This is a genomic window from Bacillus sp. JZ34 (genome assembly GCF_053903205.1).
In genome coordinates this window covers 2,450,367-2,475,296 of the sequence record NZ_CP096403.1, presented here as the reverse complement: position 1 = coordinate 2,475,296, position 24,930 = coordinate 2,450,367, and the positions used below count along the sequence as shown (strand labels likewise).

Sequence of the window (24,930 nt, the reverse complement as noted above, 5' to 3'; positions counted from 1 at the left end):
TTTGAAAGGAGATCAAAAACATGAATGAGAAACAGCGCATTGAAAGCGGACAGGTCAATCCATCGGACAAAAAATCCGAGAAGGATTACAGCAAGTACTTCGAAGCTGTTTATGTTCCGCCTTCCTTAAAAGATGCGAAAAAACGCGGCAAAGAAGAGGTTAAATACCATAGCGATTTTAAAATTTCCGAGCAGTACAAAGGGATGGGTGAAGGACGGAAGTTCTACATCCGCACATACGGCTGCCAGATGAATGAACACGATACAGAAGTCATGGCCGGTATTTTCATGACCCTCGGCTATGAGCCGACGGATTCGACTGAAGACGCTAATGTGATTCTGTTAAACACATGCGCCATTCGCGAAAATGCGGAAAACAAAGTATTCGGTGAAATCGGCCATTTAAAAGCTTTGAAAAAAGACAATCCGGATTTGATCCTTGGCGTATGCGGATGTATGTCCCAGGAAGAATCAGTCGTCAACCGGATTTTAAAGAAACATCCGTTCGTCGATCTGATTTTCGGTACACACAATATCCACCGCTTGCCGGAACTTTTGTCAGAAGCTTATCTGTCAAAAGAAATGGTCATCGAAGTGTGGTCTAAAGAAGGCGATGTCATTGAAAACCTTCCGAAAGTCCGCACCGGCAAAATTAAAGGCTGGGTCAACATCATGTACGGCTGCGACAAGTTCTGTACGTACTGCATCGTGCCGTACACAAGAGGAAAAGAACGAAGCAGACGTCCCGAAGAAATCATTCAGGAAGTGAGACGACTTGCGGCTGAAGGCTATAAAGAAATCACGCTTCTCGGACAGAACGTCAACGCTTACGGCAAAGATTTCGAGGATATGGAATACGGACTCGGACACTTGATGGATGAGCTCCGCAAAATCAATATTCCGCGAATCCGCTTCACGACAAGCCATCCGCGTGATTTTGACGATCATCTGATCGAGGTGCTCGCAAAAGGCGGGAACCTTCTGGACCACATCCACCTGCCTGTTCAGTCCGGAAGCTCGGATGTCTTGAAACTGATGGCGCGCAAATACGACCGGGAACGCTATCTCGAGCTTGTCGCCAAAATTAAAAAAGCGATGCCGAACGCGTCTTTAACAACAGACATTATCGTCGGCTTCCCGAACGAAACTGATGAGCAATTTGAAGAAACGCTTTCCTTATACAGAGAAGTTGAATTTGACAGCGCCTATACGTTCATTTACTCGCCTCGCGAAGGAACGCCAGCTGCAAAAATGAAAGACAATGTTCCGATGCGCGTGAAAAAAGAACGGCTTCAGCGATTAAATGAAGTGGTCAACGAAATTTCCGCGAAGAAAATGAAGGAATATGAGGGGCAGGTTGTCGAAGTGTTAGTAGAGGGTGAAAGTAAAAACAACCCTGATATCCTTGCCGGCTATACACGGAAAAACAAGCTTGTTAACTTCAAAGGACCAAAAGAAGCGATCGGCCAGCTTGTCAACGTGAAAATCCACCAGGCGAAAACTTGGTCGCTTGACGGAGAAATGGTAGGAGAAGCAATCGAGGTGAAATAAAGTGACGCTTTATACGAAAAAAGAGATTGTTGCAAAAGCGCGGGAGCTCGCAAAAATGATTGCCGAAACGGAAGAAGTCGACTTTTTCAAAAAAGCGGAGGCACAGATTAATGAGAATGCCAAAATAACTGGCATAATCAACCAAATCAAAGCCCTGCAAAAGCAAGCCGTCAACTTTAAACATTACGAAAAGCACGAAGCGCTTAAACAAACGGAAGCAAAGATTGACGCGCTTCAGGAAGAGCTTGACGAGATCCCGATCATTCAAGAGTTCAGAGACTCCCAAATGGAAGTCAACGACCTTCTTCAGCTCGTCGCGCATACAATATCAAACCAAGTGACAAACGAGATCATCACATCAACCGGTGGAGACCTGCTGAAAGGCGAGACCGGTTCAAGAGTAAAAAATTCATCACCGAGCTGTTCTCTATAATTTGGCGGCGCCTTTTAAAGGCGTCGTTTTTTTGAATGCAATTTCCCGCCGCGACGGCTAATTGAAAAGATTCGGTTTTCGGTCTGTCTTTTTCTTTTCTGATTTAAGTCAAGTTTATCCTTTTATCTGCATACACTTAAACAGATTCATTATATGGGATGTTATTTTGATTTCTCAAGGAACGCACATTAGACGAATGCCCAGCATAGGATAATACGAGGAAAAACAAGGAGGCATGACCGAATGTCTGAATACAGGGAAATTATTACTAAAGCGGTGGTCGCGAAAGGCCGGAAATTCACCCAGTCCACTCATACAATCTCCCCTTCGCAAAAGCCAACCAGTATTTTAGGCGGTTGGATTATCAATCATAAGTATGACGCCGAAAAAATCGGAAAAACCGTGGAAATTGAAGGGACATATGATATCAACGTCTGGTATTCATATGCGGACAACACCAAAACCGAAGTTGTGACAGAACGCGTTTCCTATGTTGATGTTATTAAGCTCCGGTATCGCGACAAAAATTACTTAGATGATGAACACGAAGTGATTGCGAAGGTGCTTCAGCAGCCGAACTGCCTTGAAGTGACCATTTCTCCGAACGGAAACAAAGTGGTTGTACAGGCGGAAAGGGAATTTTTGTCAGAGGTTGTCGGCGAGACGAAGGTCGTCGTTGAGGTCAATTCTGATTGGACGGAAAGCGATGAGGAAGAAGCGTGGGAAGAAGAACTTGATGAAGAACTTGAGGATATCAATCCGGAGTTTTTGGTCGGAGATCCAGAAGAATAAAAGGAAGCTAGGGAAACACCGCCCTAGTTTCTTTTTTTTCAGCATGAATCTTTATGGTATAATGAGTGTTGGAATCAATAGAAACGTTTATACATAGTGAGGGATTAAATATGACAGGCTACACGCCTATGATACAGCAATATTTAAAGATTAAGGCAGAGTATCAGGATGCCTTTTTATTTTTTCGTCTTGGAGACTTTTATGAAATGTTTTTTGAAGATGCCAAAAAGGCGTCTCAGGAACTCGAAATCACGCTGACGAGCAGAGACGGTGGATCGAGCGAAAGAATCCCGATGTGCGGGGTTCCTTATCATTCATGCTCTTCATATATCGAACAGCTCATTAAAAAAGGCTATAAAGTCGCGATCTGTGAGCAGGTGGAGGACCCTAAATCGGCCAAAGGAGTCGTCAAAAGGGAGGTCGTGCAGCTGATCACACCCGGCACCGTGATGGACGGAAAAGGAATTCATGAAAATGAAAACAACTTTATCGCCTCTGTCAGTGAATTTCAGCATACTTACGGGCTCGCTTTTTCTGATTTGACGACGGGCGAGAACTTAGTGACGATTATCGAAAGGCTTGATGATGTCGTTTCCGAGATTTACTCTGTCGGAGCAAGGGAAATCGTCGTCAGCCGCAACTTTGACGAGAAAGATGTCGCGCTACTGAAAGAGCGCTGCGGCGCCACGATTTCTTTCGAGGATGAACAAGCAGATGAATGGCCTGACATTGTGAACGGTCTGGCGTCCAAAGAGCTTGTCGATACGTTTATGAGGCTTTACGTCTACTTGAAGCGGACGCAGAAAAGAAGCCTTGACCACCTTCAAAACGTTCAGGCTTACGAGCTCGAAGAAGCGATGAAAATCGATTTGTATTCGAAACGCAATCTCGAGCTGACGGAAACGATCCGTTCGAAAAACAAAAAAGGCTCGCTTCTTTGGCTTTTGGATGAAACGAAAACGGCAATGGGAGGAAGGCTGTTAAAGCAATGGATCGACAGACCGCTGATCAGAAAGGGACAGATCGAAGAGCGCCAGGAAATCGTCGAAACGCTGATCGCCCATTTGTTTGAGCGGGAAGATTTGCGCGAACGGCTGAAGGAAGTATACGATCTCGAGCGGCTCGCCGGAAGGGTCGCTTACGGCAACGTCAATGCCCGAGATTTGATCCAGCTAAAGGAATCGCTGAAACAAGTGCCGGCCATCAAACAGCTTGTCGGCTCCCTCGACCATCCGAAAGCAAAAGCGCGCGCCGAGAAAATCGATCCGTGCGGCGATCTTTTGAATCTTTTGGAAGATGCGCTATACGAGAATCCGCCGCTTTCATTAAAAGAGGGGAACTTGATCAAAGACGGCTATCACGCGAAGCTGGATGAATACAGGGACGCAAGCAAGAACGGAAAGGACTGGATCGCAAGGCTTGAGCAGCAGGAACGCGAGTACACGGGAATCCGTTCTTTAAAAGTCGGCTTTAACAAGGTGTTCGGCTATTATATTGAAGTGACGAAAGCCAACATCCATCTGCTTGAAGAAGGCCGCTATGAACGGAAGCAGACGCTGACCAATGCAGAACGCTACATCACGCCGGAGCTGAAAGAAAAAGAAGCGCTGATTCTCGAAGCGGAAAACAATATTTGCGAGCTGGAGTATGAGCTGTTTTCCGAGCTTCGCAGCAAGGTGAAGGAATATATTCCGCGCCTGCAGCAGCTGGCAAAAATGATGAGCGAGCTTGATGTGCTCCAATGTTTTGCGACGATCAGCGAAAACCGCCACTATGTTAAACCGGAGTTTTCCGAGGACGTCGTTCAGGTGACCGACGGACGGCATCCGGTCGTAGAAAAGGTGATGGACAGCCAGTCTTACGTTCCGAATAGCTGCGAAATGGGCAAAGGCAGACAGATGCTTTTAATCACCGGGCCGAATATGTCAGGGAAAAGCACGTATATGAGACAGATGGCGCTGATCTCCATTTTGGCGCAGATCGGCTGTTTTGTTCCTGCCAAAAAAGCGGTGCTGCCGATCTTTGATCAGATCTTTACAAGAATCGGTGCTGCGGATGATCTTATATCCGGGCAGAGCACGTTTATGGTGGAAATGCTTGAAGCCAAAAACGCGATCGTCCATGCGACGAAAAACAGCTTGATTCTATTTGACGAAATCGGCCGGGGTACGTCCACTTACGACGGAATGGCGCTTGCGCAGGCAATCATCGAGTACGTTCACGAGCACATCGGCGCGAAGACTTTATTTTCCACTCACTATCACGAGCTGACAACCCTTGAAGAAAAGCTTGCCGACTTGAAGAATGTTCACGTTCGTGCGGAAGAATACGAAGGAAAGGTCGTATTCCTTCACCAGATAAAAGAAGGCGCAGCAGATAAAAGCTACGGTATCCATGTTGCGCAGCTTGCCGAATTACCCGACGGTTTGATCAGCAGGGCGAAAACGATCCTGAAAGAGCTTGAATCCGGCGCCAAAGAAGCGGTTCCATCAACGGCTCCGAATACGGTAAAAGAGGCGGCGGAAGAAGTCGCGGCAACTGTTGCAGATCAACCGGCCCAGCTGTCATTTTTTGAAACGGACAAGCCGAAAGAAAAAGAGACGAAGCTCTCCAAAAAAGAGCAGGCTGTTTTAGCCGAATTTAAAACGATGGATCTGCTCGATATGACGCCTATACAAGTCATGAATGAACTGTACAGGCTGCAAAAAAAATTAAAGTAATAAAGAGGTGACCCAACTTGGCAAAAATTGTTCAGCTGCCCGACGATTTATCGAATAAAATCGCGGCGGGTGAAGTAGTGGAAAGGCCTGCGTCGGTCGTCAAAGAGCTTGTCGAAAATGCAATCGATGCGAACAGCTCCGTGATTGAAATCGATGTTGAAGAAGCGGGTCTCGCCTCGATTAAAGTGCTTGACGACGGCGAAGGGATGGATGCAGAAGACTGCAGAACGGCTTTTTTGCGTCATGCCACAAGCAAAATCAAAGACGAAAACGATCTGTTTCGCGTCAGAACGCTCGGATTTCGCGGAGAAGCTTTGCCAAGTATCGCGTCTGTCTCACATCTAAGCATTAAAACGAGCACCGGAGAAGGAGCAGGCACCCATTTGACGCTTCAGGGGGGAAGAATCATTTCCGAGCAAAAAGCGTCAAGCCGCAGAGGAACCGAAATTACGGTTACCAATCTGTTTTTCAATACGCCGGCAAGGCTGAAATATATGAAAACGATCCATACGGAGCTTGGCAACATTACAGATGTGGTCAACAGAATCGCCCTTGCCCACCCGGAAGTTTCGATCAGGCTGCGTCATCAAGGGAAAACGCTTCTGCAGACAAACGGAAACGGCGATGTCCGCCACGTGCTTGCGGCGATTTACGGCACGGCGGTTGCCAAAAAAATGCTCCCGCTTGAAGCGAGATCTCTTGATTTTGAAGTGAAAGGCTATATCGCCCTTCCTGAAATTACGCGTGCATCGCGAAATTACATGTCATCTGTCGTCAACGGCAGATACATTAAAAACTTTCCGCTCGTGAAAGCGATCCACGAGGGCTACCATACGCTTCTTCCGATCGGCCGCCATCCGATCACGTTTATTGAAATCAACATGGACCCGCTGCTTGTGGATGTCAACGTGCATCCGTCAAAGCTGGAGGTCAGGCTGAGCAAAGAGACGGAGCTTCACGAACTGATTCGCGACGCCATCAAAGACGTCTTTAAACAGCAGCAGCTCATTCCAAGCGTGCAAGTTCCGAAAAAAACCGCACCTCTGATCAATAAACCGGAACAGCAAAAGCTTGATTTCGACCAGGTACGAGAGCCGGCACCTCTTTCTGATCCTGATATTGAAAGAGAATATAAGCCGGAGCCATCGTTTTCGGCGATGAAATTAAGCTCGGTAGTCAAAGACCCGCCTCCTCCCGCTCCCGCAGAGCGCGAAGAAAGCATTATGCAAGACACCGAACCTGAATGGCCCGGAGCGGAAGAGTATACGCCGGAAGCCGAAGCGGCCGTACAAGCCGAACCGGAACAGGCAGGCGAAAACGCCCATGACGAAGAGACGCCAAAAGAAAGGGTGCCGATCATGTATCCGATCGGCCAAATGCACGGCACCTACATTCTCGCCCAAAATGAAAACGGGCTGTACATCATCGATCAGCACGCCGCACAGGAGCGGATCAAATACGAATATTTCCGTGAAAAAGTCGGAGAAGTCGAACCGGAAGTCCAGGACCTGCTTGTGCCGCTGACATTCCATTATTCAAAAAATGAAGCGCTGACGATCGACCAGCACTTGGACGACTTAGCCAAAGTCGGCGTCTTTCTCGAATCGTTCGGCGCCGGCAGCTATATCGTCCGATGCCACCCGACTTGGTTTCCAAAAGGGGAAGAAACGACGATCATTGAAGACATCATTCAACAGGTCCTTGATGACCGCACGATCGACATCAAAAAACTGCGTGAAGAAGCCGCAATCATGATGAGCTGCAAAGGCTCCATCAAAGCCAACCATCATCTGCGGGACGACGAAATCACCGCCCTGCTCGATGAGCTGCGCAGAACATCCGACCCATTCACATGCCCGCACGGCCGGCCGATTATCATCCACTACTCCACCTATGAGATGGAGAAGATGTTTAAGCGGGTCATGTAAATATCTAATCGCTCACAGCCCATGCTACATCAACGGCTGAGAGCGATTTTCATTTTATTGGCCACATTTTGACCACTTTTAGACGGATTGTTTCAACACCCATTAAAAAGTTTAGTGTCCAGAACATCAGGAAGCGGCGCGTATATCGTCCGGTTATTCTCAAGATAGGGAAAAAGGGCTTCATCTCATAGAGAGCCCTTTTTTAAGTGGAAACCCATAAGGCAGCCATTAGACAAATTTCGCAGTTGTTTTCATTTTTTGAGAAAATGTTATAATGAAAGGCTATGAAATGATTTGAAGGGGGAATTTGGATGCATTACATAACGGCATGCTTAAAAATTATCAGTGATAAAGACCTCAATGAAATAATGAAGGAATTCAAAATACTTGAGGAAGAAACGAACAAAGAAGAAGGATGCATTAAATTCCATGCGTATCCCCTTGAACCATCAGAACGCAAAATCATGCTCTGGGAGATTTGGGAAAACGAAGAAGCTCTTAAGGTCCATTTCACAAAAAAACACACAAAAGACGTTCAAAAACAAGAATTAACGGAAGTAGAATGGTTAATGAAAAGCAATGTGAAAGATTAAAAGGCTCCTTGAGATTTATATGAAGGTGGCCTTAAAAGGATAAATACGATCAAATAAAACGGCGGGTCAATTTACAATCTCACGACAGCTCTCGGATAATCCCGAGGGCTGTTAAGAACAAAAAAGCAGACCCTTTAGGAGTCCGCTTCAGTCATTGAAACACTGATTTAATTTTTTAGCCGGTGATTGCTTTTTCGGCAACATGAAACCCGTGCTCTTCCCCAAAAATTGGAGCGCATTTAGCATTTTGGCTAGCCTCTCGAATTGAAGCAAAATCAGATCAAATGTTTAATAAGCTGTTTGTATCTATCAAGAAAGTAATAAGTTTGGCTGGAGTAACAGAATTAAAAAATCACGAAGAAAAAAGAATGAAACAATTTGAGAATCAAGATTAAGAGGTGATTTCTGTGAACTATTCGGAAGTTGAACAATTCATAAAAGAAAATGCTGAAGATGATGATTTTACAGGTGGCATTAGCATCGAAAAAATTAATGATATTCAAGAAAACCTAAATGTAAAACTACCCGAAAGTTATAAATGGTTTTTAAAAAACTATGGGTCCGGTGGAATTTACGGTGTAGATATTTTAGGTCATGGAAAAGTTTCAAGAGTAGTAACAGTTACTGAAGATTACAGAGATCACTATGGTTTAATTGATGGTATCGTAGTCATTGAATACGTAGATGAATTCTCTTATTGTCTTGATACAAACAGGATGGTAGATGGTGAATGCCCAGTTATACTTTGGGATAATCAAGAGGGTTATGGTCGAAAAGTAGCTACTAATTTTCTAGAGTTTTTCATAGAAAACCTTAAGGAGTCTAAAGAAAACTGGGAAGAAGACGAAGAGTGGGACGATGAAGAATAATTGCATATAGCAAGCACTCGATCTCTAATTGAGTACTTTTTAAAAGGGGATAAAATGGTGGGCTTTTGGTTATTCTACTTTGTCATACGTTAAAGACAAGAAAAACGAACGTGAAGAGCGAGTCCATGACGGAGAGCCTGCGGACACTATTTGTGCACGGGTTGTATCCGCTTTTAATGGCCCTTTTCCCCTAATGATGCATGGTTTGAATGTGATTCTGATTCTACTTTAATGAAGCAAATTCTAACAATTAAGGCTCTATAGGTCGAACCATTCCCTGTAGCGCGGCGACAACCTGATCGACATGTCTTTTAGCCTCTTCATCAGTAGTACATTCAGCAAGAACGGTTTCCTCGTAACTTCTGCCCTCAAGGTGTTTATGATAAATCCAGATTTCACATAGCTCTTGGTAGGCTGTACCGGGTCTTTGGCCTGTAACTCCTAGATTATTAAATTGATCCACTCCAATTCTGACTAATACATACCCCATCCTGCCCAATAAACGAACAATATTTCTGCGAAGGTGGTCAAGATCTCTAAATGCTCGCATATTCCGAACATAGGTACTGGATTCAATTCCAAATGGCCGATGAAAAGATGGGAATGAAAACGGGTTTACAGGATATTGATCATAAAACAAGCCCTATCACTCCTTTTTATCTTACGATTTATAATAAAGAATTATATTCGACTATTTTTGGACTGGAAGTTTGTCTATACATAATTGTATATTTGCCTAGAAATCGGTGATGCAATCTTCAACGTTCAAAAAAGGCCATTATATAAAGTTTATGATTAGGTAGAAGTATATGAATTCCCAGCCTGTTGCTCTCAAAAAATAAAGGACATTGAGATTTATATGGAGATGGGGTTGAAAAAGGACAAATACTATCTGGTCAAACGGCGAGCCATTTACAATTTTTCGACAGCTCTTGGGATTATATAGCGCTCCCTTTTAAAAAGCCGCAATAGCATCTAACTTTAATCACCTAAAATCACCCCCATTAAATCAATAGTTCTTAACCCTTTCTCAAATTGCTGTTGCGGGGGGAACCGAAAATTTAATTGCGGTGGCCCGAACGTCTTTTTCGAATGATGAAATATTGTTAAAATTTACATCATTAGTATAGTTAAGGGAAGGGTGAAAAGGTTGGATAGAATCTCATCTGCAGAAGTGGGGATGAAAATTACTGAGTGGCACCAGCATATTCAAAAATTCAATGTGACAGACGCCGAAATGCTTAAAGCTGAAATTGAAAGGGATATAGAGGTTATGGAAGAAGATCAGGATTTACTAATCTATTATCAGTTGATGGCTTTCCGCCACAGTATAATGATAGAATATATAGCACCTTCGGGTGAAAAACAGATGGAATTATCAGAATATTTGAAGAGAATTGAAGGGAATAAACGAAAATTAGATCATATGCTTACGTATTATTATCATTTTTTTCGAGGGATGTACGAATTTAGGAATGGAGAATATACGAAGGCAATTACTTATTATAAAAGAGCGGAACGTCAATTTCCTGCTATATCAGATTCGATTGAAAAAGCGGAATTTCACTTTAAAATGGCTGAAGTCTATTACCACATGAAAATGACCCACGTTTCGATGTACTTTGCAGAGCGTGCATATAACATTTACAAAAAATATGAACTCTATTCTGTTCGCCTTATTCAGTGTCATTTTGTCATTGCTGGGAATTATGATGATTTAGAGAATCATGAAAAGGCTCTTCCACACCTAAATCAAGCACTTAGAGGCGCAGAACTATTAAAAAAGAAAAATCCACAGATATACGCTTCTGCTTTTTACAACCTTGGCAACTGCTATCACAAAATGGACAACTTAAATAAGGCTGCAAGATATATTGAACAAGCTCTCATTCAATATAAAAAATTAAAATCAAAAAATTTGCCGCAAGCATATCACGACTTGGCACTAATCAATTTCAAACAAAATAAGCATGATAAAGCCAAGGATTATTACCGAAAAGGGCTTAGAAGTGCTGTGGAGCTTAAAGATCATCTGTTTATAAGCCTTTTTGAAGCTCTCGAGTCACTTTATATAAGACGGGGTGAAACTACATCACTTTTTAAAATTTTCAACCGACTGGAAACAAGCAAAGGATTTCCGTATTTGGAAGAGCTGGCATTGTTAGCCGGCACCTATCTAGATTATAATGGAAAAACAGAGGATAGTCTCATCTGTCTTAAAAAGATGGTCTATGCTCAAAAGCAAATATTGAAGGGGGAATGTTTGTATGAAGTCTAAAATGAAGATCGGTTTAGGAATTATGATAATTGGACTTGGCTTTCTCAGTCATTTTTCGAACAACGATGATATCAACACAGCTTCAAGAAACATCACAAGCGCACCCAATCATTATTTTGTTATTTAATCTAAAAATGAGTTTTTGGAATATCCTTTTAGCCGTTTAATTAGCGGCTTTTTTTATGTATTTCAATCCCTTAACAAATAGGTTCAATGACCTAATCTAAAAGATTCATTTTCATGGGTTGACAGGTTTTATTCACCAATTCTTTCTATAAAGTGGTAAAATATCTCGAGATATGTCACTTTAGTATTAGAGGAGAATGCTATGAAGACTCTGGATGTTCAAGCGTTGCACAAAGCCATTGATCAAACGCTGGAACAATTAAAACATCAATCAGACGAAATTGCCAAAGTTAAAAAAAGTGTTGAGGGCATTACATCACTTGATGATGCTTTAAAGGGGAAAGGGGGAGACGCGATACGTAACTTTTATGAAGAATGCCATACTCCATTCCTTCAGTTTTACGAAACTCTTATTAGGGAATATCAGTCTGCATTGAAAAAAATCAAAAATGCGCTGAATTCCTTTGAACCGAATCATAACGGATTTATATCGCAAACCTTTCTCGAACACGAGCTCGAACAAGGGGTGAATTCAGCCGACCGCACAACGAAGCGTTTGGTATCTAAAACAAACGCCACGGTCGCAAAAGTCAGCCACATTGTCGATTTGCCTGATTTGAATGACAGCGGCTTTCACGAACAGAATCAGAAAGCCTTAAAGGAAATCAATCAGACAATTGAAAAGCTGCACACTTTTGACCGCGAACAGACAAGTGCTCTTAAAACCGCTGAAAACGACCTGGAAACGATGCAGAGATACATAACCAGGCTTGAAAAAATGTACACAGGGCCTAAAATTGAAATTACCGGCTATCAAAAAGGTTCGATTTTAAAGCCAGATGAGATGGATACTTTGCGTGGTGGACAAGACACAGCAATGGGTGTCATGTTGGATAAGCTCGATAAGAGATCAAAGCTTGAAAAAGAGGCCAGCAAAATAGAACCTATGAGTCATACTGATACGTTGAAGAATAAACTTGAAAAGTTGTATGATGATCCGGATGAGTTTCTCAAAGTTGCTAGAGAGATTGGATATGATAATCTTACATCTGAACAGATGAATTATGTTACTGCCATTGAAGAAGCTTATGAGTTCAGAGCAGATCCAATTAAAGGAACTCTGGAAGATGGAAAACATGTCTTAGAAAGTATGAAAGGCTTTGTGGTTGGAGGATATGAATTTGCAAAAGATACGATCCAAGGAACGATTGAAACAGGTAAAGTTCTTATTGGACACGCAGACAACTTTGTTAAAAACCCAAAAGCAACTGTAAATTCAGTACTTGAGTATGATTACAAAGCCACTTTTGAAAGTATGTTGCAATCAATTGCAGATTCTTGGGATGAAAAGATGGTACATGGGGATTCATATTCTCGCGGACACTATATTGCTTATGCGATTGGTACGATATGGGGGTTGGCAGAGGCCGGGCCTACTGTCGTATCAGGCTCAAAAAGTCTCGGCAAAGCTGGCAAGGCTGCAGCCCAAACAGCAAAGAAAAGTGTTAACTCTTTTAAACAACATTTCAGCCCGCCTAAAAATCGCTATACTCCTGCATTAGAAGGGATGCTCCAAAGAGCGGGAGAGGCCCCTAATGTGAAAAATACGCCTTTGCTGAGAGAGCTGCTTGAGGATAAGAAGAAGAGTGTTTTATTTAAATCCTCTAAATCTATTGGGAAACCTTCTAAAAGTGGAAAAGAAATAGCCCTTCCAAAGGTAAAAACTTACGAGCAAGCTAGAAATAAAGCCATGGATATTATTGGAGATCTAGGGCCGGACTCAAAACCACTTGTAGGGAGGTTAGAAGTAAGCGCAGGTTATGGTAAAATTATCGGCAGAAGATCTAGTGACAAAAAAGTAAGGTGGCGTTTGGATTACGATCCCGAAAAGGGACCTCATATAAATATTGAAGATTTCCGAAAGGGAAAAAAAGAAGCAAAAAAATATTATATTCCTTTTGATGGTGACGAGAAGACATTCAAAGCGCTATTGAAGCATCTTAACAGATAGAGGTGGATATTTTGGATTTATTTGATGAGTGTTTAGAAGCTTTAGGAGAGCAAAAAGAAATTTTATCTGAAGAGCTCACTGGGGAATACTTTAATTCTCTAAGTAAGCAGTTTCCTATAACAAGTTGGGCAAGAATTGATTGGGAAAAGGTAAAAAACAAAAAGAGAATAGAATATTCTGATGAATTATTCAAATGGTTAGAAGATAACGGTATAACTGACACTTCTGTCATTATTCTGTGGAATCCTTCTGATGATCCGGCAGTTAAGACTACTTTAGAAAACGCCTTAACTGTTATTGATGACGTGACTGCGGTTGGTTCAGATACGTTTATGTATAGTGAACTTGGCTATGTCATTGAGTTTTACCATGATGGAGAAGTGACAGTAGGAATGGCAAACTGAAGTTAAACCCTAATTATGGGCTTCTAGAGTTAGGTCTATTGACCTTTTTTATATTGGTATTTTCTCTCATGTCTTATTAAGCACTTAATCCTTTGATTGAGTGCTTGTTTTATATCCGCCAAAATGGAGGGCCTTTTCCCAAAAGAGCGGCTGTAAACTACTATGCAGCCCGATAGTCAGGGGACACAGGGAAGTCCTTATAAAAAAAGAAAAGCAGGAGATAACCTGCTTAAAACCTCATTTTGCCCTTGAAAATGACTCGCAAAATCAAATCTCGGGTCTTTCTATTAAGCAAAGAGAGGGCCAACAAAGCGAGAAATGTTACTTTGCGATGCAACTTTTAAATTGCCGCTCCAGCTCCTCTTTGTCCAAGTTCTTTCCAATGAAAACAAGTTCGCTTTGTTTTGTCTCGTTTTCGTTCCACTTGCGATCCGGACGTCCTGAAAACAGCATATGCAACCCTTGGAATACGATTCGATATTCTTCCTCTTTAATATAAAGGATCCCTTTATAACGTAATAAATCTTCGCCTTTTTCCCGTACGAGATAACTCATCCAATGATCCACTTTTGCCAAATCAAGAGGCTTCTCTTCCAGAAAAGCAATAGAAGACACTTTATCATCATGATGATGGTGATGATGATCCTCTAGAAAATGAGGGTCGATTTCAAGTTTTCGATTGACGTCAAACGTATTGATCCCCAGGATATCTTTTAAATTGATCTTGCAATCTCTGGCATGCAGCCTCTTAGCCGCAGGATTAATGTTGACAAGTCTTTGCTCCAAGGATTCCAAATCGTCATTTGATACTAAATCTGTTTTATTGAGGATGATGACGTCAGCAAAAGCAATTTGTTTTTGAGCTTCATCCTGATCATCCAGATGTCTGGCGATATGCTTGCTGTCTACTACCGTGACGATGCTGTCAACTTCAAATATGTCGGACAGCAGCTCATCCATAAAAAAAGTCTGGGCAACAGGTGCTGGGTCAGCCAGTCCTGTTGTTTCGATTATAACCCGGTCGAATGCAACTTTCCCTTGATCCATTGAGAATACAAGAGTTCTCAGAATGCGAATCAAATCTCCGCGGACCGTGCAACAGATACAGCCGTTGTTCATTTCCAAAATTTCTTCTTCAGAATCAACGACGAGCTGATTGTCTATCCCGACTTCTCCGTACTCATTGACAATAACCGCAATCTTTTGATTGTGTTTTTCTGTAAGTATTCGATTTAAAAGTGTGGTTTTCCCGGCGCCTAAATATCCAGTGAGAATAGTGACAGGAATTTTCTTTTTAGTTAAAGGCATGATCATTCGACCTCATTTACAATTTTTTTGATACTTTGATTACTTTTTCTTTGTCTTTTGGAATCCCGGCGATGACGCCAGATGAACGTTCGAAACGTTGGCCATCATACAAATGACTTGCTTTTTCTTGATAATCTTCATTGGTACAAAGCGAGTCAATCAGGAGGGGGACATCCTCAGGTTTTAAATCTTTATACCATGTTCCTTTCGGATAGTGGATGACCACGCACTTATCTTGGCATCTTCCATTACACCGCGTGCGCGTTGTATGAATGACATCGTCAAGCTCCCGGTCTGAAATTTCTTGCCGAATCACTTGAGTCAGTTCCTCAGCTCCGACCCGATTGCAGCTGCTGCCGTTGCATATAAAGATATGATGTTTCATATTACTTAAATCCCATGTCGCCATATGTATCTTTCCTCCGAATAAAACAGAATTATTACGATTTGAAAGCGGTAAAATGATAAAGAACTAAGTAAGCCCCGGTCGATAACTGTCCCGAAAGGTGATACCGATAACCGGGGAGACGGTGGGGTAAGCTCCGCATTTCATCGTCACCTTGAGCTTTTCACTCCTTTCGCAAGCTCTCTATATTTCAGCCTTCTCTTGCCGCCTTTGGTTGTTTATTTATATGGTCTCTCTTTCAATACGGCAAACAAAACGTAATTATTACGATTTAAAAATTATTTTATCTCTTTTTCAAGTCAAACGCAAATAGAAGAGGTTAAACGGTGCCAATGAGATCTGAGCAGCTTCTTTTTCAGCCAGAGCCTATCTGGCTCAGGGGAGGGTTTGCATTATACTATTGTACTGAATATAAAAGAACTTTACCCCTTTTCCTAAGCCGGAAAAATTGATAAAATTTTTAGCGGAGAATGAAAAAACACGATTCGGTTGGTAGTCCGGGTGCATGATTGATCATGCCAGTAACCTTCCCCTCCTCGGGATGTCCGTCATTCTCTGAAGTACATGTTGATGGAGGAGGGAATCGTTATGAAATTAACGGTTTACTATGATGGTCAGTTTTGGATAGGAGTCATTGAAGTTGTGATTGAAGGTAAGCTGAGAGCCGTCCGGCATTTGTTTGGCAAAGAGCCGAAGGATTCGGAAGTTTTGCATTTTGTTCATCATCAACTTTTACAGGCACTGTCACAAGCAGATCAGGAAGGAGTTAGGCTGGACGCCCGCCGCCCGCGCAAAATAAATCCGAAAAGGCTGCAGCGGCAAGTGTCTAAAGAATTGAAAAATGCTGGTGTGTCTCATAAGGCGCAAGAAGCGATAAAACAAGAGCTGGAAGCAAGAAAACGAAAGAAACAGCGGCTGACAAAAGAGCAGCGGGAAAAGGAAAAAGAACAAAAGTATTTACTCAGAAAGCAAAAAGCGAAACAAAAGCATAGTGGAAAATAGAATTTCTTTGGAGCAAAGTGAAGCTCAATAGAGGCGCGTTTTCCTGTATTGTATTAAAAAAAGGCTCTTTTTAAAAAGAGCCTTTCATAATGGAGTCAATAACGATAAGCAAGAGGGGAGAACATGTAAAATAAGGAGAAGGTCATAGGTTATTGCTTTTTAAAACAGAACCATTTTAGAACTTAATAGCCTCCATAACCACCGCCGAACCAGCTGGCACCAATGATGATTAAGAGAATGAACAGGACAACAATTAAAGCAAAACCGCTTCCGTATCCGTAACCTCCGCTCATATGTTTCACCTCCCTAAAGATACATAGTTTATCCTATGTATCTTTATCAATTCGGTATAGGATATTGATTTACATTTTTAAAAATAGTTGACCCATTTGCAACTGCGCCCTCATGCGGAGTCTTCGTGCAGAGAGGATGAAAATGGTGATTGGCGTCCTTTAAACGGAATATAATGCAATAAATCCACCGAAAAGGGCGCTGAGTAAATTGAATTTTCAATTAACTGAGGGAGACATGCTTTATATCATTAGAAACGGCCTTCAAACAACACAGTATCCCAAGCAAGTAATGATCGTTGGTGCCGGGTTGTCCGGGCTTGTCGCAGCGTCTTTATTAAAGAGTGCCGGGCACAGAGTGACGATCGTGGAAGCGAATGACAGAGCGGGAGGACGTGTTTTTACTTCCCGTGCGCCCTTTAGCGAAGGGTTGTATTTCAATGCCGGTCCGATGCGCATCCCCGATATTCATACTTTAACGATAGAATACATTAAGAAATTTAATCTGCCTGTCAATGAGTTTATCAACAGAACCCCCATGGATATTCTTTACGTCAACGGCGTGAAAACTCGTCTTCATGAGTTTGAAAGACATCCGGGTGTTTTAAGATTCCCGGCTGCTCCCCATGAGCAGGGGAAAACGGCTGAACAGCTGATGCTTTCTGCATTGCAGCCTATCCTCAATTTTATCAGCCAAGATCCGGCGAGAAATTGGCGTATTGTTGAAAAACAATACAGAAACGAATCGTTGGGCTCTTTTCTCAACACTCATTTTTCACACGGCTCCATTGATATGATTGGTGTGCTTTTGGACATGGAAGCGTACATGGGATTGTCACTTGTCGAAGTATTAAGGGAATCGATCTTTTTTACATCGCCGTCTCGTTTCTATGAGATTACAGGTGGCATGGACTTGCTGACGCAAGCTTTTCTTCCGCAATTAAAGGGCGATATTTTATTTGGTCATAAATTGATGAAAATATCTCAAACTGAAAACAATGTGACAGCCCATTGTATCCACCAACAGTCGGCAGAACATTCAGCTCTGACAAGTGATTTCACAATCGTAACAATTCCTTTTTCAACTTTGCGATTTGTGACATTTGAGCCGTTTGATTCGTTTTCCTACCATAAGCGGAGAGCGATTCGGGAGCTTAACTATATTGCCGCGACAAAAATAGGAATCGAATTTAAGAGCAGGTTTTGGGAAAGAGTCGGGCAGCGCGGCGGGAGATCCATTACCGATTTGCCGATTCGCTTTTCATATTATCCAAGCAGCGGTATAGGGACACACGGTCATGCTGTTATTTTAGCGAGCTATACGTGGGCTGATGAAGCGCTGATATGGGACAGTCAGCCTGAAGAAGAGCGGATCCGCTATACGCTGAAAAATTTAGCGAGAATATATGGAGATATCGTGTATTCCGAGTTTGTATCAGGCGCTTCTTTCAGCTGGACGCAAAATCCTTTTTCAGCGGGAGCATTTACAGCTTTCGAACCTGGTCAGGAATTGGAGCTGTATCCTTATATTCCTATGCCTGAGGGAAGGGTGTATTTTGCCGGGGAGCACGCTTCCCTCACTCACGGGTGGATGCAGGGAGCGATTGAATCGGGAATACGGGCGGCATATGAAGTGAATCAGTCCTCCCGCGTGTAACCATGAACTTTGCAAGTATTGAAGGAATGGGAAAGAGTCGCTTTTAAAAGGCGGCTCGTTCGTTTTTATTTAAGGCAAACAGACGGATCATGCAATAAACGCCGATCGGCTGCTTCCTAAACAGTAAGAAATGTGTTCCCGGTTCTTAAAAACAAGTTTTTAAGAACTTCATTTATAAAAAATTTTAATGCTTATGATACAATTAAATTGTAGATGTAACACGATGAGCGATAAGTGTTTTGCTGAGGTGCATGATCGGATCGCCCGCATTTTTTCGTTAAGAACCCCTCTTTTTCTAACAATAAAAAAGCCCCCAAATCGAGTTTTCCCTTAGGAAAGGCTCATGACATACCGGATGGAATGGTTTAACATTCCGCCGGGCAGAATAGCTTCGAAAGGATTGAATCACATTGAATGCTGCTCTTGAACGAAACATCATGCTTTTGCTTCTCTGTTTGACAGCAGGTATTGTAGATGTGATTGGGTACTTAAGTATCGGTCACGTATTTACTGCTAATATGACCGGGAATATCGTACTGTTAGGATTATCAATCGGCAATTCTCTTCATGCGACCGCCGTGTACTCGCTGATCGCATTGTTCGGATTTATCATCGGCGTGATTATTTCAGCAGCCATTGTCGGAAAACAAGAAAAATCGTTCTGGCCGTCAGGCGTCACGATTGCACTTGCTGTTGAAGCAGCCGTATTGCTTCTATTTGCTTGTCTGACTTTCTATGAAAGTTCGCCACACTTTTTGATCTTGCTGTTAAGCATGGCGATGGGGCTTCAGACTACAGCAGCCAGAAAGCTCGGCATTGCAGGGATTTCCACTACTGTCCTAACGGGGACGCTCGCAAACTTTTTCGAAGATGTGACAAAACGGTTCCTCAGCAAAAACGACCAAAAGGTCATCCATAAGGACGCATGGCTTCGCGCTTTGACGATTGTGCTCTATTGCCTGGGGGCCGTCATCGCCGCACTTGCTGAGCCTGCGCATCCGTTTGCCGTGATTTGGATTCCAATCACAATCATTATTGGGATTATTGCGATTGCAGGCACAAAGTTTCACGGACGGAGTGAAGACTGAAGGACGGTCCCATACACGAGCATACGCGAACATCGTTTGTTACATACGTTTTATGAGGGTGCCTGTTCGGGTAAAAGAACGGGGGACAGCACCAGTATCGGTTAAGATTGGGAGGAGGATAAATGGTTGGAACACATTAATATGGAGCAGTTTATTTTATTAGCGGCCTTATTGCTGATTATCGGTGTACTGACAACGAAATTTTCGACTAGGCTCGGAGTGCCCGCTCTCGTCTTGTTCTTGATTGTCGGGATGATCATGGGGAGCGACGGTCTCGGAATTATTTATTTTAATAATCCCGAGTTAGCCCAGCTGATCGGAGTTATCGCACTCGTCGTCATCCTTTTTGAAGGCGGTCTGCAAACAAAATGGTCTTCAATCAAAGCGGTCGCCGTTCCTTCATTGTCGCTCGCAACGATTGGCGTTTTGCTGACCACCTGTGTGGTTGCGGTTGCGGCCAAACTGATTTTTAATGTTTCCTGGATGGAAGGCTTTTTATTCGGAGCGATTGTCGGTTCTACAGATGCGGCCGCGATTTTCGCCGTTTTGAAAGGCCAGAATATTAGAGACAGATTGAGCTCTACACTGGAAGCAGAGTCGGGTACAAATGATCCGATGGCGATGTTTTTGACTTTATCGCTCATCCAGCTGCTGACGGCTGATCATTCATCTTATTTCATGCTTGTGATTTCATTTTTCTGGCAGATGGGAATGGGGCTTTTGCTCGGATATGTACTCGGGCGGTTCGCCAGCTTTGCCATCAATAAAATCAACTTGGATTCAAGCGGACTTTATCCGATCTTTGCTCTTGCTTTTGCGCTTCTTACCTACAGTCTTACAGATGTCATCGGGGCGAGCGGCTTGCTTGCCGTCTACATTGCTGCGCTTGTCATCGGAAATCAAGATTTGACTTACCGACATTCTATTTTCAGGTTTAATGAAGGCTTTGCCTGGATGATGCAGATTTTGATGTTTATTATTCTAGGATTATTGGTTTTTCCTGCCCAATTTTTATCTTTCGATATCATTTTCAAAGGCTTCCTGCTTTCGCTGATTTTAATTTTTATCGCCAGACCGGTTGCCGTTTTTCTGTCGACCATCAAAATGGGCTTTCATTTTAACGAAAAAATCTTCTTGTCGTGGGCCGGATTAAAAGGGGCCGTTCCGATCGTTCTCGCAACATTCCCCATGACGATGGGGCTTGAAAACAGCCAATTGGTCTTCAATGTCGTATTCTTCGTCGTTTTAACATCTGCTTTGATCCAAGGATCAACCATATCGGTCTTCGCAGAAAAATTGAAATTGAACGGACCGCAGAAAGTCGAAGCGCCGCATTCGCTCGAGCTTGTTTCCATCGGCAAGGCGAACGCCGAAATTATCGAATTTGAAGTCGATGACCAAACAGCCATCACCGGGCAGGCACTGAAAGACATCAGCTTTCCGAAAGATGCCCTGATCAATGCGATCATCCGAAACGGGGATTTGGTCACGCCGCACGGAGAAACGAAAATTAAATCAGGCGATATTTTGTATATTCTCGTATCGAAAAAACAAAAAAAGGAACTGAAAAAATTATTAAACAGGGAATTTGATTAAGCTTTCGGAAAAGCACAGGACAAGGCTGGCTTGCTCAGTATGTCACGAATAAAGGTCAATGAAGGGTACTGCACCGGTATTCTTCATTGGCCTTTTTTGCAATGTGAAAGTTCAGCTTATGTTCCTTACATTGATCCCTTTGTTGATCAATTGTATAATTTAAAAATCAAATATGAGGAGGCGCATGAATGATGAAGTGCAAAAAAATAAATGGGTTAACATTCGAGGGGAAAGCGCATCATTAACCCTATAAACTGCGTGATTCCCCTATAATTTTGGGGGTATCATTCAATTGAAAAACATTAAAATGCAGTCCTTCAAGCATCAAAAGAAGGCGTTTTGGTGGCTTAGCTTTGTCGCTTTCTTCAGTGTGATGAACGAAACCGTATTTAATGTTGCATTGCCGGACATAAAAAATCAATTTGGCGTGTCGCCTGCCGCGGCAAATTGGGTGAATACGAGTTTTATCATTTCCTTTGCTGCTGGTTCGGTCGTTTACAGCAGGCTTTCTGATATGTATGGTGTCAGAAAGCTGTTTGTGGCCGGACTAATCATCTATGGCGGAGGTTCATTAATAGGTCTTTCGGCTCAGTCTTATTTCACGGCCGTGATCTTTGCGCGCTTTGTTCAAGGAGCCGGGGCTTCCGCTGTACCCGCGCTTATCCTGGTCATCATTACACGCTATGTTCGTCCGGAGGGCCGGGGCAAAGCGTTCGGCCTTGTCGGATCACTGGTGGCAATGGGCGAGGGAATAGGTCCGGCTATCGGCGGAATGATTGTACATCATATTCATTGGTCGTTTCTGTTCCTTCTTCCGATGGCGGCGCTGATGTCGATTCCATTCTTCCTCAGAAATATGCCTGCTGAAGCCGCTGTAAAAGCAAATCTGGATATCATTGGGATCGTCCTGCTGACAATCAGCATTGTGATGTTCGCTGTATATATATCGCTGTATCATGTCTTTTATTTAGCGGCGGGCATTTTTTGCTTGATTGGAGCTGCGGTTCATACCCGATATGCGGAACATCCTTTTATTGACCGGTCTTTAATCAAGAATCGCAGATATATAGGCGTCGTTTTGGCAGGATGTGTCGTATTGGGAAGCGTTGCGGGAATCGTCTCCGTCGTTCCATATATGATGACAGTCTTGTTCAGTTTAAATGCCGATATTATCGGAAGCGGCATTATGCTTCCGGGTAGTGTGGGCGTTATCTTTTTCGGCGTCGCGGGGGGAGCCCTTACCGATCGCTTCGGCAGCCGGTTTGTTTTTACTCTTGGATGGTTATTGATCTTGGCAACCATAGCGGCCGCGTCACAGTTCGGTGACCGGACACCATGGTTGATGACGATGCTGCTCGTGTTTATATTTGGCGGTCTTTCATTTGTGAAGACGTCGATTTCCAATAGTGCCGCAGAAAGCTTGGAAGAAGAGGCTGCAGGCGCTGGAATGGGGATGCTGAATTTTGCCTGTTTTTTATCTGAAGGAATAGGCGTCGCATTTGCAGGAGGCTTGATGGCAGTGCGCGGGTTCGGCTATTCTGCGCTTCCGGCAATGGACAATGCCTGGGGCGCTGTATTCAGCCGCTCGTTTGCCATATTCACAGTCTTTGTATTGGCTGGCGGATTGCTATATTTATTGACTTGCAAACGCAAAAAATCTTAACATATTCGAATGGTTGGGCGGGACCGCCCAGCCGTTTTTTATGTTGTATGGATTTTCTGAAACATGATGAAAGTAAAGGATGAAGAAATTATGAAAGAAGCATCGGCACCTTTGAAATTGACGGACTGACAATTGAATATTCGCGAATAGGTGAAGGGAAGCCGATTCTAGTGATGCATGGAGGCATTTGAATTGAATTTGGGTATCAAGAGAGGTTGACGTAGAGTCGACGGCAGGGGAGCCGATTCACATTACCTCATATTGAAGCGGGAACCGTCGAACAAATTAATATACATGCAATGTAAGGGAAGTCTCGCAAACTGCTCTTAAAAGTTCATGATTTGTTTTAAAATAAGGCGGACAATCCGTGTAGTGTACACTATAGTTGATATCAAGGAGGGATTACGGTGTACGAGTCCAAGAAACATTTGAAAGAAGAAATTCATAAGCGTTATTTGTTACTAGATGGGGAGTTTGACGATATCCCCGATCAGTATAGAGATGTTCGGGATCAAGACGTAGATCGAACGCCAGGGGAAATCCTTGCTTATCAGCTCGGATGGTTAAACCTGTTGATGAGCTGGGACAGGGATGAGCGCTTGGGAAAAACCGTTGTCACTCCCTCTCCTCATTATAAATGGAACCAACTGGGTGCTCTTTATCAATCTTTTTACGATATGTATTCTCACTTTTCGTTAACTGAGCTTCGCCAAGAATTCAAGAAAGCAGAGGCACAACTTCAGTCTTGGATTGATACGCTCACGGATGAAGAATTATTCACCCAAGGTACTTTGAATTGGACAGGTGAAAACCCGAAGTGGCCTGCTATAAGGTTCATTCACGTCAACTCTGTGGCTCCATTTAAAAACTTCAGGACTAAAATAAGGAAGTGGAAGAAGAATCAACTGGGATGAAATCGTGTTAACATGAAGAAGTGCATTCAAAAGATACTCAATTTTTCTTATGAAGCTGAAATTAACAATGCTATAAAGTTATCTATATTCACTTCTTTCGAGGCATTTTCCATTTTGTGAAAAGCCCGCGATTGAAACGATGCGGCTATGCAATGTGGTAAAACTTTGCATAAAAAACTTAACATTTTAATAATCCAGCCGATATGATGGATAAATAACTGCACGCTTCCGGCGGATATGGTATGGTAGCTAGTAAGTATAGGAAAAGGGAGGATATGAATGATCATCGTCACAACAGATACAATCGCGAATCAAAATATCGTCGAAGTCAAAGGGCTTGTCACCAGCAGCATCGTTCAGTCGCGGAATATCGGAAAAGATATTCTGTCAGGATTGAAGTCGGTCATTGGCGGAGAATTAAAAAATTACACCCAAATGCTTGAGGATTCGAAAAAAGCTGTGAGAGAACGGCTCGTGAATCAAGCTGAAGAACTCGGAGCAAACGCGATCGTCGGTCTAAGGTTCGAACTATCTGCAGGCCAGGGTACCTCCGAACTAATCGGATATGGTACGGCTGTTGTAATCGGCTGACGTTCAACCGAAAAACGAAGGCGGCGGCTATCATTGCCGCCTCAGCGGGTCAAGAAGGCTTCCCTGTCTGTTTGGTCTCTTTATGTTTTTGAGTCAGATGGGGATACTTTCTGTAGATGACAAGCGCTATGATCGCCATGTATAAGCCGTAGACACCGATAGAGATCAGCTTGTTTTCACTGAAATTGGCACCTGCGATCGAGACGACGAGAACGTTAGGGATTTTTCCAAGTGTCGAAGCCGCGAAAAAGACAGCCCATTTCACCTTGCTTAAACCGCAGACAATATTCATGACAACGGCGGGGATAACGGGGATCAGTCTGCCCAATAGTACGGCTGTAAAAGCATTTTGGTTAAAATAGGCTTCATATTCGCTCATTTTCGGGTATTTCGTTAAGCGTTTGCGAGCCAAATCTCTGAATCCGTAACGTGAGAGGAAGAACAAGAGCATGGTGCCGAGCATCGACCCTGTCAGCGTGATCAGCACGCCGTTTGCGATTCCGAACAAAGCGCCGTTTAATCCGGCAATGAGCGCAAACGGGACGATCGGGAAAAATACACAGGCCGCCACAAGCAGCATGCTGAATAGCACCGAATAAATGCCTCCGTCCCTGATGACGCCGAGCCAGGAATCTTTGCAGACGAATCCGACCGCGATGATACTTGCCATGATGATGATAGTGAATAGTTTTCTGATCATACCGCTCCCGC

At 43.2% G+C, this 24,930-nt stretch carries 21 protein-coding genes and 2 pseudogenes; 18 read left to right on the top strand and 5 right to left on the bottom strand.

What is annotated here, in order from left to right:
- The first annotated feature begins 20 nt into the window (after positions 1-20).
- The 7 genes from miaB to M1D90_RS12445 all read left to right on the top strand — a co-directional run bounded on the left by miaB (position 21) and on the right by M1D90_RS12445 (position 8,885).
- Complete coding sequence (gene miaB / locus M1D90_RS12475; protein WP_020451462.1) at positions 21-1,550, top strand: tRNA (N6-isopentenyl adenosine(37)-C2)-methylthiotransferase MiaB; 1,530 nt, start codon at positions 21-23, stop codon at positions 1,548-1,550.
- A 1-nt stretch (position 1,551) separates the two neighbouring features.
- On the top strand, positions 1,552-1,983 hold the full coding sequence (locus M1D90_RS12470) for a RicAFT regulatory complex protein RicA family protein (protein ID WP_020451463.1): 432 nt from the start codon (positions 1,552-1,554) through the stop codon (positions 1,981-1,983).
- Positions 1,984-2,226: 243 nt separating this feature from the next.
- Entirely contained in the window at positions 2,227-2,775 is a 549-nt protein-coding gene (gene cotE / locus M1D90_RS12465) for an outer spore coat protein CotE (protein ID WP_020451464.1), read from the top strand.
- 110 nt (positions 2,776-2,885) lie between these two features.
- Positions 2,886-5,495, top strand: coding sequence for a DNA mismatch repair protein MutS (gene mutS, locus M1D90_RS12460; protein WP_256163806.1), 2,610 nt, complete (start codon positions 2,886-2,888; stop codon positions 5,493-5,495).
- Between the two features lie 17 nt (positions 5,496-5,512).
- The gene (gene mutL / locus M1D90_RS12455; protein WP_020451466.1) at positions 5,513-7,423 is read left to right on the top strand and encodes a DNA mismatch repair endonuclease MutL; all 1,911 of its coding nucleotides are present in this window, start codon (positions 5,513-5,515) and stop codon (positions 7,421-7,423) included.
- Between the two features lie 311 nt (positions 7,424-7,734).
- Entirely contained in the window at positions 7,735-8,016 is a 282-nt protein-coding gene (locus M1D90_RS12450; RefSeq protein ID WP_020451467.1) for a putative quinol monooxygenase, read from the top strand.
- A 407-nt stretch (positions 8,017-8,423) separates the two neighbouring features.
- Positions 8,424-8,885 carry an SMI1/KNR4 family protein gene (locus tag M1D90_RS12445; protein ID WP_020451468.1) on the top strand — a complete coding sequence of 154 codons (462 nt, stop codon included), beginning with the start codon at positions 8,424-8,426 and terminating at the stop codon, positions 8,883-8,885.
- 250 nt (positions 8,886-9,135) lie between these two features.
- Here the strand turns inward: M1D90_RS12445 and M1D90_RS12440 are convergent, their stop codons facing one another.
- A complete protein-coding gene (locus tag M1D90_RS12440; protein WP_020451469.1) occupies positions 9,136-9,525 on the bottom strand; it encodes a hypothetical protein in 390 nt (129 codons plus the stop codon).
- A 192-nt stretch (positions 9,526-9,717) separates the two neighbouring features.
- Here M1D90_RS12440 and M1D90_RS12435 point away from each other — a divergent pair.
- The 4 genes and pseudogenes from M1D90_RS12435 to M1D90_RS12420 all read left to right on the top strand — a co-directional run.
- Positions 9,718-9,831 (top strand): annotated as a pseudogene (locus M1D90_RS12435) (ArpU family transcriptional regulator); the annotation flags it as partial.
- A gap of 204 nt (positions 9,832-10,035) precedes the next feature.
- Complete coding sequence (locus M1D90_RS12430) at positions 10,036-11,163, top strand: response regulator aspartate phosphatase (RefSeq protein WP_023857670.1); 1,128 nt, start codon at positions 10,036-10,038, stop codon at positions 11,161-11,163.
- A 328-nt stretch (positions 11,164-11,491) separates the two neighbouring features.
- Positions 11,492-13,300, top strand: coding sequence for a T7SS effector LXG polymorphic toxin (locus tag M1D90_RS12425; RefSeq protein WP_456282804.1), 1,809 nt, complete (start codon positions 11,492-11,494; stop codon positions 13,298-13,300).
- Between the two features lie 11 nt (positions 13,301-13,311).
- A complete protein-coding gene (locus tag M1D90_RS12420; protein WP_020451473.1) occupies positions 13,312-13,704 on the top strand; it encodes a CDI toxin immunity protein in 393 nt (130 codons plus the stop codon).
- Positions 13,705-14,025: 321 nt separating this feature from the next.
- Here the strand turns inward: M1D90_RS12420 and M1D90_RS12415 are convergent, their stop codons facing one another.
- Together M1D90_RS12415 and M1D90_RS12410 are read right to left on the bottom strand one after the other, a co-directional pair.
- Positions 14,026-15,018, bottom strand: coding sequence for a CobW family GTP-binding protein (locus M1D90_RS12415; RefSeq protein ID WP_456282803.1), 993 nt, complete (start codon positions 15,016-15,018; stop codon positions 14,026-14,028).
- A 10-nt stretch (positions 15,019-15,028) separates the two neighbouring features.
- Positions 15,029-15,421 (bottom strand): (2Fe-2S) ferredoxin domain-containing protein, encoded by a 393-nt coding sequence (locus M1D90_RS12410; protein WP_020451475.1) that lies wholly within the window; start codon positions 15,419-15,421, stop codon positions 15,029-15,031.
- Positions 15,422-15,933: 512 nt separating this feature from the next.
- Between M1D90_RS12410 and M1D90_RS12405 the strand changes: the two are divergent.
- Positions 15,934-16,420: pseudogene (locus M1D90_RS12405) on the top strand (YjdF family protein).
- Positions 16,421-16,602: 182 nt separating this feature from the next.
- Here M1D90_RS12405 and M1D90_RS12400 read toward each other — a convergent pair.
- Positions 16,603-16,713 carry a YjcZ family sporulation protein gene (locus tag M1D90_RS12400; RefSeq protein WP_020451477.1) on the bottom strand — a complete coding sequence of 37 codons (111 nt, stop codon included), beginning with the start codon at positions 16,711-16,713 and terminating at the stop codon, positions 16,603-16,605.
- A gap of 235 nt (positions 16,714-16,948) precedes the next feature.
- Between M1D90_RS12400 and M1D90_RS12395 the strand changes: the two genes are divergently transcribed.
- From M1D90_RS12395 to M1D90_RS12370, 6 genes are all read left to right on the top strand, one after another.
- Complete coding sequence (locus M1D90_RS12395) at positions 16,949-18,367, top strand: flavin monoamine oxidase family protein (protein ID WP_033155136.1); 1,419 nt, start codon at positions 16,949-16,951, stop codon at positions 18,365-18,367.
- Positions 18,368-18,777: 410 nt separating this feature from the next.
- On the top strand, positions 18,778-19,455 hold the full coding sequence (locus M1D90_RS12390) for a YoaK family protein (protein ID WP_020451479.1): 678 nt from the start codon (positions 18,778-18,780) through the stop codon (positions 19,453-19,455).
- Between the two features lie 126 nt (positions 19,456-19,581).
- A complete protein-coding gene (locus M1D90_RS12385) occupies positions 19,582-21,051 on the top strand; it encodes a potassium/proton antiporter (protein ID WP_020451480.1) in 1,470 nt (489 codons plus the stop codon).
- Between the two features lie 292 nt (positions 21,052-21,343).
- Positions 21,344-22,714, top strand: a complete 1,371-nt coding sequence (locus M1D90_RS12380) for an MFS transporter (protein WP_328037542.1) — start codon at positions 21,344-21,346, stop codon at positions 22,712-22,714.
- A 401-nt stretch (positions 22,715-23,115) separates the two neighbouring features.
- Positions 23,116-23,628: a ClbS/DfsB family four-helix bundle protein gene (locus tag M1D90_RS12375; protein ID WP_026579708.1), complete on the top strand. Its 513-nt coding sequence runs from the start codon at positions 23,116-23,118 to the stop codon at positions 23,626-23,628.
- Positions 23,629-23,907: 279 nt separating this feature from the next.
- Positions 23,908-24,219, top strand: coding sequence for a YbjQ family protein (locus tag M1D90_RS12370; RefSeq protein ID WP_003182008.1), 312 nt, complete (start codon positions 23,908-23,910; stop codon positions 24,217-24,219).
- A 49-nt stretch (positions 24,220-24,268) separates the two neighbouring features.
- Here the strand turns inward: M1D90_RS12370 and M1D90_RS12365 are convergent, their stop codons facing one another.
- Complete coding sequence (locus M1D90_RS12365) at positions 24,269-24,919, bottom strand: TVP38/TMEM64 family protein (RefSeq protein ID WP_026579707.1); 651 nt, start codon at positions 24,917-24,919, stop codon at positions 24,269-24,271.
- Positions 24,920-24,930 lie beyond the last annotated feature (11 nt).